This is a genomic window from Rhizobium croatiense (assembly GCF_019793465.1).
Classification (GTDB): Bacteria; Pseudomonadota; Alphaproteobacteria; order Rhizobiales; family Rhizobiaceae; genus Rhizobium; species Rhizobium croatiense.
In genome coordinates this window covers 1-14,879 of sequence record NZ_JAILYJ010000031.1, presented here as the reverse complement: position 1 = coordinate 14,879, position 14,879 = coordinate 1, and the positions used below count along the sequence as shown (strand labels likewise).

At 59.8% G+C, this 14,879-nt stretch carries 16 protein-coding genes and 1 pseudogene; 15 read left to right on the top strand and 2 right to left on the bottom strand.

The window, feature by feature from the left end:
• The first annotated feature begins 29 nt into the window (after positions 1 to 29).
• On the top strand, positions 30 to 362 hold the full coding sequence (locus tag K6M89_RS29690) for a hypothetical protein (protein ID WP_064710305.1): 333 nt from the start codon (positions 30 to 32) through the stop codon (positions 360 to 362).
• A 64-nt stretch (positions 363 to 426) separates the two neighbouring features.
• On the opposite strand, the gene K6M89_RS29685 is transcribed toward K6M89_RS29690, so the two are convergent.
• On the bottom strand, positions 427 to 720 hold the full coding sequence (locus tag K6M89_RS29685; protein ID WP_281428492.1) for an HU family DNA-binding protein: 294 nt from the start codon (positions 718 to 720) through the stop codon (positions 427 to 429).
• 382 nt (positions 721 to 1,102) lie between these two features.
• Between K6M89_RS29685 and K6M89_RS29680 the strand changes: the two genes are divergently transcribed.
• Positions 1,103 to 1,267: a hypothetical protein gene (locus K6M89_RS29680; protein WP_167358988.1), complete on the top strand. Its 165-nt coding sequence runs from the start codon at positions 1,103 to 1,105 to the stop codon at positions 1,265 to 1,267.
• A gap of 192 nt (positions 1,268 to 1,459) precedes the next feature.
• Here K6M89_RS29680 and K6M89_RS29675 read toward each other — a convergent pair whose 3' ends face one another.
• Complete coding sequence (locus K6M89_RS29675; RefSeq protein ID WP_438826592.1) at positions 1,460 to 1,663, bottom strand: WGR domain-containing protein; 204 nt, start codon at positions 1,661 to 1,663, stop codon at positions 1,460 to 1,462.
• 572 nt (positions 1,664 to 2,235) lie between these two features.
• Between K6M89_RS29675 and K6M89_RS29670 the strand changes: the two genes are divergently transcribed.
• The 13 genes and pseudogenes from K6M89_RS29670 to K6M89_RS29610 form a co-directional block, all read left to right on the top strand.
• Positions 2,236 to 2,721, top strand: coding sequence for a hypothetical protein (locus K6M89_RS29670; RefSeq protein ID WP_112724662.1), 486 nt, complete (start codon positions 2,236 to 2,238; stop codon positions 2,719 to 2,721).
• 1,362 nt (positions 2,722 to 4,083) lie between these two features.
• A complete protein-coding gene (locus K6M89_RS29665; RefSeq protein WP_246642726.1) occupies positions 4,084 to 4,821 on the top strand; it encodes a hypothetical protein in 738 nt (245 codons plus the stop codon).
• 661 nt (positions 4,822 to 5,482) lie between these two features.
• Positions 5,483 to 6,559, top strand: coding sequence for a lytic transglycosylase domain-containing protein (locus K6M89_RS29660; RefSeq protein WP_312038662.1), 1,077 nt, complete (start codon positions 5,483 to 5,485; stop codon positions 6,557 to 6,559).
• A complete protein-coding gene (locus tag K6M89_RS29655; protein ID WP_064696211.1) occupies positions 6,556 to 6,927 on the top strand; it encodes a TrbC/VirB2 family protein in 372 nt (123 codons plus the stop codon). Before K6M89_RS29660 ends, K6M89_RS29655 begins: the two co-directional genes overlap by 4 nt.
• Before the next feature lie 3 nt (positions 6,928 to 6,930).
• The gene (locus tag K6M89_RS29650) at positions 6,931 to 7,257 is read left to right on the top strand and encodes a VirB3 family type IV secretion system protein (RefSeq protein WP_221109726.1); all 327 of its coding nucleotides are present in this window, start codon (positions 6,931 to 6,933) and stop codon (positions 7,255 to 7,257) included.
• A gap of 3 nt (positions 7,258 to 7,260) precedes the next feature.
• Positions 7,261 to 9,780 carry a VirB4 family type IV secretion/conjugal transfer ATPase gene (locus tag K6M89_RS29645; RefSeq protein WP_222141815.1) on the top strand — a complete coding sequence of 840 codons (2,520 nt, stop codon included), beginning with the start codon at positions 7,261 to 7,263 and terminating at the stop codon, positions 9,778 to 9,780.
• Positions 9,781 to 9,799: 19 nt separating this feature from the next.
• Positions 9,800 to 10,930, top strand: coding sequence for a lytic transglycosylase domain-containing protein (locus tag K6M89_RS29640; protein ID WP_246642725.1), 1,131 nt, complete (start codon positions 9,800 to 9,802; stop codon positions 10,928 to 10,930).
• A 20-nt stretch (positions 10,931 to 10,950) separates the two neighbouring features.
• Positions 10,951 to 11,742, top strand: a complete 792-nt coding sequence (locus K6M89_RS29635) for a conjugal transfer protein (RefSeq protein ID WP_222141813.1) — start codon at positions 10,951 to 10,953, stop codon at positions 11,740 to 11,742.
• Entirely contained in the window at positions 11,739 to 11,981 is a 243-nt protein-coding gene (locus K6M89_RS29630) for a hypothetical protein (protein WP_222141812.1), read from the top strand. Before K6M89_RS29635 ends, K6M89_RS29630 begins: the two co-directional genes overlap by 4 nt.
• Positions 11,957 to 13,030 carry a TrbL/VirB6 family protein gene (locus K6M89_RS29625; RefSeq protein ID WP_221109731.1) on the top strand — a complete coding sequence of 358 codons (1,074 nt, stop codon included), beginning with the start codon at positions 11,957 to 11,959 and terminating at the stop codon, positions 13,028 to 13,030. Before K6M89_RS29630 ends, K6M89_RS29625 begins: the two co-directional genes overlap by 25 nt.
• A 55-nt stretch (positions 13,031 to 13,085) precedes the next feature.
• Positions 13,086 to 13,820, top strand: a complete 735-nt coding sequence (locus K6M89_RS29620) for a VirB8 family type IV secretion system protein (protein WP_222141811.1) — start codon at positions 13,086 to 13,088, stop codon at positions 13,818 to 13,820.
• A gap of 20 nt (positions 13,821 to 13,840) precedes the next feature.
• Positions 13,841 to 14,650 carry a TrbG/VirB9 family P-type conjugative transfer protein gene (locus K6M89_RS29615; protein WP_245296777.1) on the top strand — a complete coding sequence of 270 codons (810 nt, stop codon included), beginning with the start codon at positions 13,841 to 13,843 and terminating at the stop codon, positions 14,648 to 14,650.
• 9 nt (positions 14,651 to 14,659) lie between these two features.
• A pseudogene (locus K6M89_RS29610) lies at positions 14,660 to 14,879 on the top strand (type IV secretion system protein VirB10); the annotation flags it as partial.

The window sequence follows — 14,879 nt, the reverse complement described above, 5'->3', positions numbered from 1 at the left end:
CCGGCGTCCCCCATTCCAAGGAGGCCGCCATGAGTCGCTACACGATTACTGTCACCCGAACCGCATCCCGCCACTCAGACCCGGATGCCATCATCGGCTACGACCGCCCGCTTCAGACGTTCTTTCTCCAGGCATTTCCGGATGCCGAAGGCGAGAATCTTGAACTCTGGCTGGGTACGGACTTCCGGGAGTTCGAAACACTGTCGCAACTGAGGGCCGCGGCGATCACACGCGGGTTTGATTTTATACCCTTGGCATCCGGCATTCTTCACAAGCTGCTCGACGACCATGCCCGCGAAGCCCATCGCGCGGTCAGTGACACGATTATCCAAGATCTTCGCAATGGGACATCCGCCCAATGACGCAAAACGAAAACGAAATAGCCCGGCAGGACGCCGGACTATTTTTTTTGCTTGGCTGGCAATATTACTTGTTCAGCGCATCCTTCAGGGCCTTGGCAGGCGTGAATGCAAGCTTCTTGGCGGCAGCAACCTTGATCGTCGCACCGGTCGCAGGATTGCGGGCCTCGCGCTCCGGCGTTTCCTTGACTTTGAATTTGCCGAAACCGGGGAGGCTCGTTTCGTTGCCGGCTACGGCCGCCTCGGTGATCGAGGCGATCACCGCCTCGACGATGGCCTTGCCCTGAACCTTGGTCAGGCGATGCTCGCTTGCGATCTTGTCGGCGATTTCATTGGTTGTTGTCATATTCACTCTCCGCATCGTGTCAGATGCAGAATCCCTGTCATTACCGGCCCGAGCTGTCATGGACACACTGCGGCAAATGGCGCGGAATGCCCGGGATCTCCACAGTTATTCACGTAATCACGTGTCAGTAACCCGAAGCCGGGCATCGAGCCCGTCCTCGGGTTCCGGTGCGATACGGAGAGGAAATGTCTGCTCAGTCCGTCCGAGGATGCCATGGCGGCATGCCGGCCTCAAGGACGAGCGGTGCCCCCAATTTTGCCTCCGCTCCGGTTCCCTGCGCTCCGACAAAATCGGCACCCCCACTCGCCGCCTCTGGCGGTCGCGTTCCGCGATCCCTGACCCCGCCACGCCCCCATGACCGCGCGCGTCGTCTTTCACAAACGTCAAGGAGACGACGATGCTTCTGGAACAACACATTGAAGAGCTGCGGGCCGAATTGCGAAATGCTGTGTACAGCGACGAACGCCACGAGATCGAAGTCGAGCTGGAGCTCGCCTGCGCCGAGCTGGCGGTGATCATGGCCGAACAGGAGGGTGTCATCGACGCCGAGCCGCCCTTCTGAGGCGGCTTTCGCCATATCGCGCGGCCTGACGCGCCGGATCGACCGGCGCTTCAAACCCAAAGCTTCGCTTCGCATCGGCAGTTACCGGAAGCAGCCGCATTTCCCGCGTGAAGGACCCGGTCGGATTCCCAACTCGTCTTTAATCCCATGCCATCCACCTGAGGATAGGATTGTCCCATGGCGCACCCTTTGCTATCTGTCAGCCGTTTCAGCTTGCCGGACAGGCCGTTTCGGCCTGTATCCGCGCGACCGTCTCTTTCGCAGAACCTGAAGGAATAGCCTGACCGCCTCTTCCTCTCGCGCGAAATGATGCTCCCGCCTTTGGCCTGCAGTACCGATCCGGCCCCATCGCCGGATGAGACAGGCTTCGCCGAACAGGTTGGGTTCGATCGACATGGCATAAAAGCGGGCCATGTTTTTCTTGGCGTCGATGCGTTCGACGTAGAGCTGGTAGGATTGGGTAATCATGGTCCGGAGAATCGGGTAAGGCCGACTCAGCGTCCAACGACATATTTGAATCGGTTGGTTTCGATCGATTCATGCTGATGATGAGTTGTCGGCTGACGATCCGGGCGAGCCGCCTGCGGCGGCCGGTGCTACTCGCCTTGCTCACGGAGCCCGCCAGCGGTCTCCGCCCATCCGGGTCACGCCCCTCTCGCCGTTGCCGCACCGGTGGCGCGAAATTTCCGCGACCGTGGGCGATGATATGCTGCATAGCCGGCTGGGCGCCGGATATGGGCACGGCGCCCGGGCGCCGTGGTCTATCTCTCTCTGACGTCCCATTGTGCACCCGCCACTCCGGCGTCAAGGACAGCGCGGCCCCTCCCATTTTCAGCCGCCGTCCCTTCGGGCCATCGCCAGAAAATCGGTTCCTCCGCTTGCCGCCGCTGGCGGTCGCGATGCGATCCCTGACCCCTCGCGGCTACGGTGCGGGCTCCTTTCGTCAGAGACAGAAAGGAGACACTACAATGTCCGATGACTGGTACTACGTCCATCAGCTCGCAGTGCTTGCGGGCTTCAGGCTCACCGTGCTCGCAAATCGCATCGGTTGCGAGGACGAATTCTTGCTGGAACTGCACAACGAGCTCGCCGAAGGGCTGGCAGCGGCAATTGCGCGGCTGCGATCCATATCGGCGCTGGAGCGCCAACTTGCCAGCGAGCCGGACGAGGAAGGCCTCGCCGCTTTCCAGCTTCACGGCGAGAAGGAATGCTTTGCCCGTTTCCGGATCACTTTGCTCGACGACCTCGAAATCGACTTCGACACGAACGAGTACCGTCTGAACGGCGGCGATTGGCACAATGCGCTCTCGGCCGATTGCGACGGCATCGAGGTCAGCTATCCGAGGCTTGTGGCCCTCACCGATGAGGAGCTGGGCACGCTCGCCCCGATCGTGCGCGCGATCCGCAGCGAGGCGGACATCGCCATCAGCATCGCACGCGTCATCTATGGTTGACCGCTGGCGAGGGGCGGCTTCGGCCGTCTCTGGCCTCTTTTGTTGGCTTGATCGCTTACCGGCATCGAGCCAGCCGCGCGGTCTTGAGGGGAGAGACTTGCCGCCTCAAGACGGAGAGGAGGATCACTTGCGCTACGCCCTCATGCTTCGGGCATTCGCTCCAGATGATCGTCCTCTCCTGCGGCGCGCTCGCCGTCTCATCGTTCGCGTGCCATCGATGTCCGTTCCCTTCAGTCACGGACATCCCGGCACCTCACGACGACGGCTCGCATCAGCATCTCCAACCAAATCGGCCTGGACACCGCGCTGTTCCTCCGGCGCGGATCACAGGCCTGAGCCTATGATCGCTGTTGCTTTGTCTGGCGACTCGCAACAGCATTGGCGCCTCGGGCACGGTGGCCAGGCCGATTTGGTTGGAGATGGCAGGATAGGCTATTGGTATACCAATAGCCGTCGCCCGAGGGGCGAGTCGCCTCAGAGGCGAGCGACGGGTTTCCCGGTCTTTCATTTTTCAGACGTAACAAGGCCATGAGGGAGAGACGTCGGGTCGGCAGAATGGGGAGGCCCCGGAGCGGACTCGGCCGCCGTGAAATGCAGCGGCATCTCGGCGGTCAGGCGTTTTCGCTCATCAGCGAATGGGCGAATCCGCCGATCGGTGGATAGTCGATTCGACGGACCTGCGAATGTGCGAATAGGCGACTGCGCGTATACGCAAGTAGGTGAATCGCCGTTTGAGCGTATCGGGAGGTCGGCGAATGAGTGAACCAGTGAATGAGCAGTTGGGTGAAACGGCAGATCGGTCAGCCAGCAAATAAGTGAAACGGTGCGACACCGATCTGGCGAATGGGAGTTCAGGCGATCCCGTTAATCGGTGTATTGGTGATTGCGCAAATCGCCGAATGGGTGGTTGCGTGCACGCGCGATTGGGCGAATCAGCGAACAGGTCATTCCGGGAACGGGCTATTGAGCGATCCGGCGCATCGGTGAATGAGTGATGCACCCGTCTGGCAAAACGGTGAAAGCGTGACCAGGCGGCCTCCACCTTTGCGGATAAGCCCTCAATTGGCAATTTGTGTTCGCAGTCGTGCTCGCTGCGGTTATCGCAACAAACAAGACTGCGACAAAGCCTCTATCACAACCGTTCGCGTCAGCGGAGCAGCGTGATCACCGAATCCTCTTCGGAATCCCACGCCCGGCTCCCTCGTCTTTTCCCGCTTGAGCAAGCCAATTGCTGCTGATAAATTATACCGGAGTATAAGTTGGTAATTTGGTCTAGGCTGCGGGCCGGGCCGGTACTCCGTCTTTCAAGAATAAGGTTTGGCTCTGATACACAATCGATCCCTCCTGACGAAGGAATGGTACATGGTGCCGTTCACTGCGAACTGCCCTGACTGTGGTGCACAGACACGGTCCGCAGCTGTTGTCGTTGGCCCTTCAAGCCTGGTGGGGGACGCCGGGTCTGAGCCGGAAAGCGATATACTCGCGAAACCGCGCAGAACACTTGATGCCTTCGCAGTCGTCGAGGCGCTAGGCGGTCAGACCGAACATGTCGAGCGATCCGTCGTCAACCGCTTCCATAGCACCTTCGCCTTCGTGAACGGCCAACTGACATCGATCTGCGAACACTGCGCGGAAAATCTTCCACCCGCAGCAATCCGCTCCGCCGTCATGAACGCCTTTGTTCGGCTTGGGAGGAAGCGCCTTCTGGTGAACGAGCGCTTGATGCTCTTTGCCTCTGAGGTGGTGCTGACGGAATTTCGTGGGGACACCTCTATAGAGGAAAGCGCGATGCGCGATCCGGATTACGCGCTCCTGCTCATCTGCGACACGGAAAGCGCAATCGGCGAGACAGGCATAATTGAGATGTGGCACAGCATCGCGCGTGACGACTACGCGATCGTTGTCAAAGGCCACGGTGGCCGCGAGATGTTGCGGGACGCGTTCAACAGAGACTTGAAGGACGTCGTGGCTACCGTTTCCGATCTCGGACTGGTGCTCACCCAGCTTCACCTGGCTCAGGCATCATCACCCTATTGCGCGCTCGCCCGCGATCTTTTTCTCGAAGCCCTCGAACATGCCGGCTATCGGCAGGCAAGCTAGAAGGTAGCACCATGCGGACTTTTACGAAGTTCTTCGGATCTCTGGCAGCAATGTTGGCACTGGCAGGATGTGGTCACCGGATTGAACGCCCGCGACCACAGCCGCCAGTGCCGTACGCGTATCTCAGCCTTGCAGCCTGCAAAGCCTATTCCAGCAACATCATCGAGTGCCAACTTCAATATGGAACCGACTTCGGACGCCAACGTCTTGGCCCCGTCCAAGACAGGGGTTTATCGATCGGACTTGATGGCGGGCGCTACCAGGTCGAGTCCTGTTATCCGGTGGAGAGGATACAGAAGGAGTTGCCTAATTTCGTGTGCCGAATCTCTGTGAGTGCTTCGGGCGCCAACGCCGGTTCGGTATTGGTAAAGGGCGGTACCGCCGTCCGTCTTGCTCGCATTTTGGGAGACCGCGAACAGCTTCAGTATCGGTGGACCCCGGATAAATGGTCACGGCTAAGGGACTGATTCTCTTGAGGAAGCCCGTCTTCTGACGCGGTGCGGCGATGCATCAATTATACTCCAGTTAAAGTTTAGGGTTGATTTCCACGGCTGAATGCGGTTCAAAATCTTATACCGCAGTATAATTTTGCATTGGTTCAGCCATGGATAGCGTTCCGCTTTCGCCTGTGAACAGACCGCACAAGATATCCTCGCGGAGCGTGCTTTGGCTCGCCGGAACGTCGGCTTTTCTGCTCACCGGTTTCGCCTCCGGCCCCGATGACAGCAGCGATTACATCGTCTCGGGAAAGTCGACGCACGTCGGGCACACTGCCAACCGGTTGGAGTTGATGGCCGACGAGGTGGCGGCCGTTCCGCCAAATCCGGAGCTTTCCACCTTTGCTACTTCAACGCGGGATATCCCAACGATCGATTCTGCCAACTTCAACGAGCGATTCAGCGGGCCGGTCAATGAAGCGATTTGGATCAGTGCTCGCTCGTCGGAGTTCACCGAAGGTTTTAGTGACGAGGCGGGGCTATCATCAGGATCAGCGGCGGGGACCACCAATGACCGGCGGGGACGCGCTGTGCATTCGCTGGTCAGCGTCTACCCGTTTGAGCAGGCAACAGCCGTTCCCGAGCTCGCCGAGCCGGCAACCGCACCTCATATCAATGTCAGCGAGCCACCAGTACAGGCCCGACCGGATCTTTTATCCGGTGTCCCCACGGACTATACCGGCCTTGCATTGAAGGTTGCCAGTGAGGAGCAGGTTGATCCGAACTGGGTGCTTTCTGTGATGCGGGCAGAAAATGCCGCGTTCGATCCAGACCTGGTGAGCTCCGCGGGCGCCATCGGTTTGATGCAGGTCATGCCACAGATCGGCGAAGCCTTCGGTGCAACCGATCTATCGGATCCGGAGCAGAACATCCGGGCCGGCACGCGATTTCTCCGCGTCTTGATCGCCAAGTACAGAAATCCTGTATTGGTCGCCGCCGCTTATAATGCCGGCGAGCCGAATGTCGACCTTCGCCATTCCCTGCCATTGATCCGAGAGACCGCCGACTACGTCACCCGTGTCGTCGGATACTATACCGGCACAGCAGCCACCCCGGTTCTCCGGCCCAAAGGTCTAACTTCGGCGCCCCGCAGCACCGGGCGTGCCGACCGGGCCAAATCCCCCATGCTTGTGTTCTCTGTTGCAACTCCGTCCCCGTCAGACGTCCGTCCTCAGCGTGATGAGGCTCAGAATGATGCTGGCGGGCCGGTCAAAATTGTCAAGGAAGAGGTGTCTCAATGAATCCCATCGTGTTGGCAGTCCAGACGGCCGTTCTCTATGGCAGCGTAGCTTGGTCCTCAATGGCCAAAAGGAAATGGGTCGGAAACGCCGCGATCGTGCTTGCCGCGAGCCTGATTATGCTCGTCAGCCAGTACGAGCCGGCGGCGGCGCAGAACCTCGACGCCCTGCAAAACGCCGCCGACCGCCTCGTGCAGTTCTTTACCGGCCCGTTCGGCCGATCGGTCGGAGCGATCGCCTTTATCGGCATGTTCCTCGCCGCAGCCTTCGGCTACTGGTCCTGGGGAGCCCTGCTTCGGGTTGGAGGGAGCCTTGCCGGCATGTTTGCCGCTGCCGAGCTCGTCGACTTTCTTGCTGGCAGCGGGTCTTAAGCCATGGCGGGAGCAGGGAACATCGCCGACGGTGGCGACGAATATATCGAATCCCATCCCGTCATATTGGCTCTCACACGACCGCCGACGGTGATGGGAATTCCGTACACCTACTTCCTGGCGGAATGTTTTGTTTCGCTGATGGTGTTCATGATCCTGGGATCCATTCTCTGGTTTCCCGCCTCATTCATCGTCCTCCACAGCATTCTATACGTGCTCACCGTCAAGCTCGATCTCTGGTTTTTCGACATCGTCGGGCGTCTCAGCATGTGCGGTATCAACCCCCTTGGCCGGAAGCTCGGTGGCGGCGTCAGAACCTACGGAGTGTAAGCGATGAACACGATGGCGAGATCGCTGAGAGGCAGTCTGTCGAAGGGTTGGGAGATCTTTGCAGACCGCAATGTGGCGACGCATGTTCCTTTCTACGTCCCGATCGAAAACGGCATCATCCGCCTGAAGAACGACTGCCTCGTCTCGACGCTGAAGCTCACCGGCTTCTCCTTCGAGACGGCGGATATCGAAACGATCAATATGCTGCAGCGGCAGCGCAATGCCGCCTTCCGTGCGATCTCCTCGATCGGCAGCTTCGCACTTTATACCCACGTGATCAGGCGCAAGGTTGCGCCGTCGTTGCCGTCGGCCTTCGCCGATCCCTTTATGGAGCGCCTCGATCACGTCTATCAGTCGAGCATCTCGAAGAACGAGATGTTCGTGAACGACACTTATGTCTCGCTGGTCGTGCGCCCCATGTTCCGGAAGGGATCCGCGCTCTCACGCCTCATGGGCGCAGGCGGCACGATCGTGCGCAAGGAACAGTTCCGCGCGATGCGCGACAAGCTGGTCGAGGCAACACGAGCGCTGGAGAAGTCGCTTTCCGTCTACGGACCGAAGGTTCTTCGCGACGTGCAACGCGTACAAGCTGACCTCGGCGAGAACAGGAAAGTCTTCCGCGATGTCTCTGAAGATATGGTCGTCGACGAAGCCGCGCGGAAAATTTGGTTCTCCGAACAATGCGAATTTTTCTACACACTGCTGAATGGCGGACGCGTCCGGCCGATCCGGCTTGGAAACATCCCGATCGATGAGATGCTGCCGGCGCGCCGAACGTCGATCGGTAACCGCATCATCCACCTACAGGGCGACGTACTGGACGACGATCGCTACGCGGCGATGGTCTCGCTCAAGGAATATCCGCCAGAGACCGGCGCCGGCATGCTCGACTATATCCTCAAGCTGCCATTTGAGTTGGTGCTGACGCAATCGATGTCCTTTGTCGACGATATGGCGGCGCGCAGCCGGATCGAACGGCTGGACCGGCAGATGTCGAAGGCGGACGAAGGTGGCTCGAGTGTCCAGGCCAATCTCGACATTGCCCGGGACGAACTTGCCCGCAAGCGGGTTGCCTTCACCGAACATCATCTCACGGTGATGCCGGTCGCCAAAACCATCGCCCAGCTTGACGATGCCGTGGCGCTGATCGGCAACGAACTTGGCGCGCTCGGCGCCTCCTATGTCCGCGAAGACCTGAATGCGGAGCCGGCCTACTGGGCGCAACTGCCCGGCAATCAGGCCTATATCGCCCGGCGAGCCCTGATCTCCACGCTGAACTGCGCCGGTTTGAGCAGCTTTCACGCCTATCCATACGGCAAGCCTGACGGCAACCACTGGGGGCCGGCGATCACGATCTTCGAGACGACGTCGGGCACGCCCTTCTTCTTCAACTTCCACCAGGGCGACGTTGGGCACACGACAGTCTTCGGCCCGACCGGTTCGGGCAAGACCGTCATCATGGCCTTCCTGATCCTGCAGGCCTATCGCGTCAGCCCGCGGCTGAAGACGATCGTCTTCGACAAGGACCGTGGTCTCGACATCATGGTGCGCGCGGCAGGCGGAACCTACATGTCGCTGGAGCCCGGCCAGCCGTCGGGATGGAACCCGCTGCTACTCGACGACACCGAGGAGAACCGCGTTTTCCTTTACGGGCTCCTGAGCTTCATGCTGAAACCTTCCAAAGAGGGCGAAAGCCTGACGCCGCAGGAAGAAGCGATCATTCGCAACGCGATCAAGTCGGTCCTCAAGACGAAGGACAGGTCGTATCGCCGTCTTTCGTCGCTGCGGGCGCTTCTCGCTGGCAGCGAGCGGACCGAGGGCAGCCTGATCGCCCGGCTCGACAAATGGGTTGACAAGGGACCCTACGCCTGGCTCTTCGACAACGCTGCCGACGATCTCGATATCTCGCGACCGATGATCGGCTTCGACATGACGTCGATCCTTGATGATCCGACGGTACGCACCGCAGCCCTTCTCTACATGTTCCACCGCTTGGACGCGATCTACGACGGCAAGGCGCCGATCATCAATCTGATGGACGAGGCCTGGAAGCTGCTCGATGACGACGAGTTCAAGCGGACCATGAAGGACTATTTCAAGACCATCCGAAAGCGAAACGGTCTCGTCATCTTCGGGACGCAGTCGGCAGACGATGTAGTACGTTCGAGTGTCAGCCGCACGATCATCGAACAGACGTCGACCAATATCTTCTTCGCCAATCCGAAGGCTGACGAACACTCCTACATGGAGCATTTCGGCCTCTCGCGAGCAGAATTCGACTGGGTCAAGAACGGCGACCCGAGTTCGCGTTTCATGCTGATCAAACAGGCAAAGAGCAGCGTGATCGCTCGCGTCGACATGTCCCACATGCCGGAGTTCATCAAGGTGCTCTCGGGCCGCGAGGAGACGGTGCGCGAAGTCGAAATGTTGCTCGACGAGTACGGCGACGATCCAAAGAACTGGCTCTCAAAATTCTGCGACTGGGATGAGGTGACGGTCGATGACGCACGCAACGCACCTTGAGGGAGCGGCGGCCGGCGTCTTGGCCTTGGCTCTCGTCTTTCCCGTCGGCACAAGCTATGCGCAGGTTCCGGTCATTGACCAGGCGCGCCAGAAGATCCAGCAGGAGACCGAGAACTGGTATCAGTCCTATCAGGCAGATACTCGGAAGGTCAAAGGCGCCTCGGGCGGAACGACCGATAGCGTCGCGCCTGGTCAGGGCTCGGGCGCACCGGCCGATTGCTCGGCCGACGGCATGGCGGGAGACACTGCGCCCGCAGCGCCGTCGTCACGGACACCAAGCCAGCAGGAAGTCGCCAGCATGGTGCAACAGGAGGCAATCCGGCAGGGCGTCGATCCGAACTTCGCGATGGCGATCGCCGAGCAGGAGTCGCGCTTCCGCCAGTCGGCGCGCTCGGCGGTCGGCGCCACCGGTGTCATGCAGCTGATGCCGGGGACCGCCGCGCAGCTCGGCGTCAACCCCTACGACACGCGCGACAATATTCGCGGCGGCGTCAAATACCTCAAGCAGCTCCAGGGAATGTTCGGTGACCGCTATGATCTGATCGCCGCCGGCTACAATGCCGGGCCGTATCGGCAGTCGCTGCAGAACGGTCAGATCCCCAACATCCCCGAGACGCAGGACTACGTCAAAAAGGTCTCCGCCTACTATGCTCGTAACAAGGCCCAGAACGGTGATAACACCCCGTCGGAGGGTACAGCCGAGCCAGAAACCGCGAGCTACGCTAATGGCTGCGGCGAGCAGCTGAAGAAGGCGGTCGACCGAAACACTCAAGCGCAGATCGAACGCGGTTCGGTTTGGAACGAGCTGCTTGGAAAGTCTCTCGCTGCGAACCAGCAGTATCTGCAGCGCCTTCAGTCTGGCCTGCAATCGTCCTCGGCAAGCCTTCGTGGCAGTGGTGGAGGAAATTCGAAAGACCATGACGGCTCACTTGTCATGGCCGAGATCCGGTGCCCGACCAACATCATCGACACCGGCGGCACGCGTTGCTTCGCTGTTCCGTCCAACGCCACCACAGAACAGATCCAGCACTGGCTGTCCGACCTGCAGGAACAGGCATATGCAAATGGGGCGGTCGCGACCTTCACGGCGTTGCAGGATCCCGCACTCGGCCTCGTCACGGTCGTCGATTCCAGGCCGACGTCAAACTGAGAACAGGAGAGGTTAGACACATGAAGACAGCAGTGATCGCAGCGGCGCTCGCCATCGTTTCCGTCCCTCAGGCCTATGCACAAGTCCCCGTTAAGGACTCGGAAAACATCTCGATCAGCGAAGAGATTAAACGGCTTTCTTCGGAGATCCAGCAGGACACGTCAGTCGTCAAGGACAACACGACGAAGACCTTGGCGGCGATCACTGGCGACCGAACGCAGGATGCGAGCCAGTTTGCCAAGCTCGCGACCGGCAATGGCTTCACCATGGGACAGGCGCCGGATTTCAACACGGTGTTGTCGAGCAACGCGGCGGTGTTCGGAGGCATTGGCGGTCAATTCCAGAATACGGCGGCCAAGCTGATCAATGGCCTCAACCTCGTGAAGATGGTGGTCGATACCGTCAAGGGCGGCGAGCTCTCCGGCGCCAACCAGGCCTATTCCCAAGGGATCAACGCGCTGACAACTCTGACTGCGCTGACCGACGCGATGAACAGTGCCACCAAGGACCGGCAGAATTCGTTCATGCAGGCTACCCAACAGATCGGGACGGCGAAGGACCTGAAGGGGGCGTTGGAGCAGAATACCCAAATGGTGCTGCAGGGCAATCAGACCGCCAACGAAGCCGTCGGCTCGCTCAACAACCAGGTCATGCTGCTGAACCAGCAATATAAAGCCGCCCTTGCAACCTCGTCGCAGAACCTCAAGACCTTCGCTCCGCTTCCCGACAGCGTCATGCGAGACGGGGGAACGGCGCCGCAGGGGACGTCTGTTCGCGATCAGCTGAAGGCATTCGAGGATCAGAACCAGTGAGGGCAGTTCTTGTGTTGGGGCTGATCGGTGCGGTGCTCGTCGGTTGCGCCGGAAAATATGAGCAGCTCGCCAAATGCTCGGCCGACGACAATCCAGTCCCGGCCCTCGGCTTCGTATCCGAGCCCACGACCACCGCCGCTGAGAATGCGCTCGCGGGCGCCGTCAAAGACGATTGCGGTCCGATGCGACCGGTCAACAATTTCCAGGATGAGACATGGATCCCGTCAGCTATGCGATAAACTTCTATGGCGATGCGCTTCGATATTTCGACAAGATCAACGAGGCGTCGCTGGAACGGGCCTGGGGGCTGTTTGCCGAAAACAGAAACCTTGTTTCCGCCATCCTGGCGATCTTCCTGATCCTCTACTTCCTTTGGGGCGCGCTCGGGCTATCGAGCGTTTCCCTTCAGGACATGGCGATCACCGCCTTCAAGATCACGCTTGCCTATACTCTCATCATGTCCTGGGCGCTCTTCTACGACAATATCGGACAGTTCGTGCTGTCAGCGCCGCAGGATCTCGGATCGGCGATATCCTCGGCGATGGGCGGTCAATCGGCCGGCGCGGACATCGCCCAGCAAGTCGCGAGCATGGCGCGGAAGGTTTACGACTTTGCCATGCAGCTCTTCAATTCCTACGAGTCCGGATGGCTACCGAATGTGACGGGCGCCGTCGTCGTCTTCATCGTTCTGGTCTTCGGCCTCCTGCCGATGCTGCTGATCCTCACCGGCGTCACGCTGTTTGCCAAGATGATCACTGCCGTCATGCTCGCCATCGGTCCGATCGCCATCCTCTGCTATTTCTTTGGCATCAGCCGCTTTGTCTTCGACGCCTGGGTGAGGGGCGTTGCCTACGGGATGTTCATGCTGCTCTTCACCTATATCATGGCCGGCCTGTCGTTCGGCTTTCTGATCGGCATGATGGACACGATCAACGGTGACATGGCCACCAAGGAGAACGCACTGGCGATCGTGCTCGCCATGGTGCTCTATCTCGCGCTGATCTCCTATTTCATCTTCCAGGTGCCGGATTTCGCGCGGAGCTTTGCCTACGGGGCAGCCTTCTCTGGCGTTCCGGGCGGGGGTGGCGTGGATACCGCCTACAATACCGCACGCCGGCGGCTCTCCTCCAGTGATTCCCGTGCGGGCCAGGCCGCAGCGATAGCGCTCGGCACACTTGCCGGACCGAGGGGCGCCGTCACGGCTGCGGCACTTGCTGGCCGCGGCAGTGTCGCTGGCGTCGGCGCGCTGGGTCGAATGCTCACCAATCGCCGCCGCAACAGCGAATAATGCGGAGGCGGCAAGGATCAGCGATTTTAATCATTGCGACGTCGAGGTTTGAAACTTGGCATTGTTCAAAAGGCAATTGAAAGCGGCGCCAGCCGATCGTGCGCCGGGACCACAAGAGATCTACGATCAGCACCTCTCCTGGGGCGAGAAGAACCGCTCGCTGCGCACTCTGATCGGTCTCATCCTGCTGGTCTTTGCGGTGGCGGGTTGGATCGTCGCCGGCGTTCTGTCCTTTTCTGTCGCGCAGCTCTTTCCACTGGTGCGCACCGAGGTCGTGCCGCTCATTGTCGACAGGAACACCGGCTACATGGAGACGGTGACGACACTCGACAAGGACCGGTCGAACGTTTCGGAAATCCAGGCTGTCCGCGCCTCGTTCGTCGGCAATTATGTCATCCGCCGCGAGACCTATGATCCGCGCTATCTGTCGGAAAACTTCGACATGATTGCTCTCTGGTCGGACCCCGATTCACCAGCCTTCAAGGACTATTCGGAGTGGATGAATCCCTCCAATCCGAGAGGTCCGGTCAAGACCATGGGAACCACGGGGGAGATTCGACCCGAAATCCTGTCCGTCAATCCGCTCAACACCACCACAATGTCGGTGCGCTTCGAGACCCGGGAAAGGCGCCGCGGCGGCGATGTTGTGAACCGCTGGTCGGCGACGATCCGCTACCGCCAGATCAATCTCCCCGCCAGCAACCGGGTCCGGCTTTATAACCCCCTCGGCTTTGTCGTCACCGAATACGTCAAGGTTCCCGAGACAATGCCTTCGGGGCTCATCCCATGAGGCGGGTCAGGATCGGAATAATGCTGTCACTGCTGCTGACGGCATCTTCGGTTCATGCGGAATTGACCGCCCGGCCGGGCAGGCTCGATCCACGCGTGCGGACCTTGCCCTATTCTGCCGAACAGGTCTTCGTCGTCACCGGGACCTACGGGATGGTAACGACCATCCTCTTCGGTGCGGACGAAGAGGTTACCCAGGTGGTCGCGGGGGACACGGTTTCCTGGCAGATCTTGACTTCGGCCGACCGGCGCTCGCTCACCCTGAAGCCGATGGAAAAAGACGCGCCGACAAACCTCTCCGTGGTGACGACGAAACGAACCTACTCGTTTGATCTTGAGGTCAATGACAGCAAGTCCATTCAGAACCAGACCTTCAAGCTGCGCTTCATTTATCCGGAAGACGCCGGGCTGAAAGGCACGGCCGAAATGTGGAAACAGGCGCAGGATGCAGAGCGCAATCCCAACATCAAAAATATCCGCCGCGACAAGGTCAATTACGACTATGGCTTCAAGGGCAGCGATGCCGCCAAGCCCTTGTGGGTGTTCGATGACGGTTTGAAGACCTTCATGAAGTTCACCGGCGACGTGCCGGCGATCTTCATTGTCGATAACAAGCGGCGAGAGAGCCTCGTCAATTACCGCCGTGAGGCCGACTACATCGTCATCGACACGGTCTCGCGACAGTGGACGCTTCGTTACGGTACCGAGAACGAGACCTGCCTATTCAATCTCAGGACCGCGCCCGCCGATGTGCCGGCGCCGATCGAGGGTGCCGTGGCGCCGAAGCGGCTCGGCTCGTCAGATGCTGGCTCACCATCAAAATCACGATAGGGAGGCACGATGTCTGATCCGAACTATCATTCGATAGACAACGACACCGCGATCGGCGGTCAGGTAAGGCGCTCCGGGGTTGGGTTGATGCGGCCAATCGCCGTGGTGGCGGCAATCGCCGGCGTTGCTGTGGTCCTCTATTTCCTTCTATCTGGCGGCGAGCGGGAACCGGCGATCGACAATACGCCGCATGAAGAATTCCGCCCGGTGCAGGCGCCTAGAAACGAAG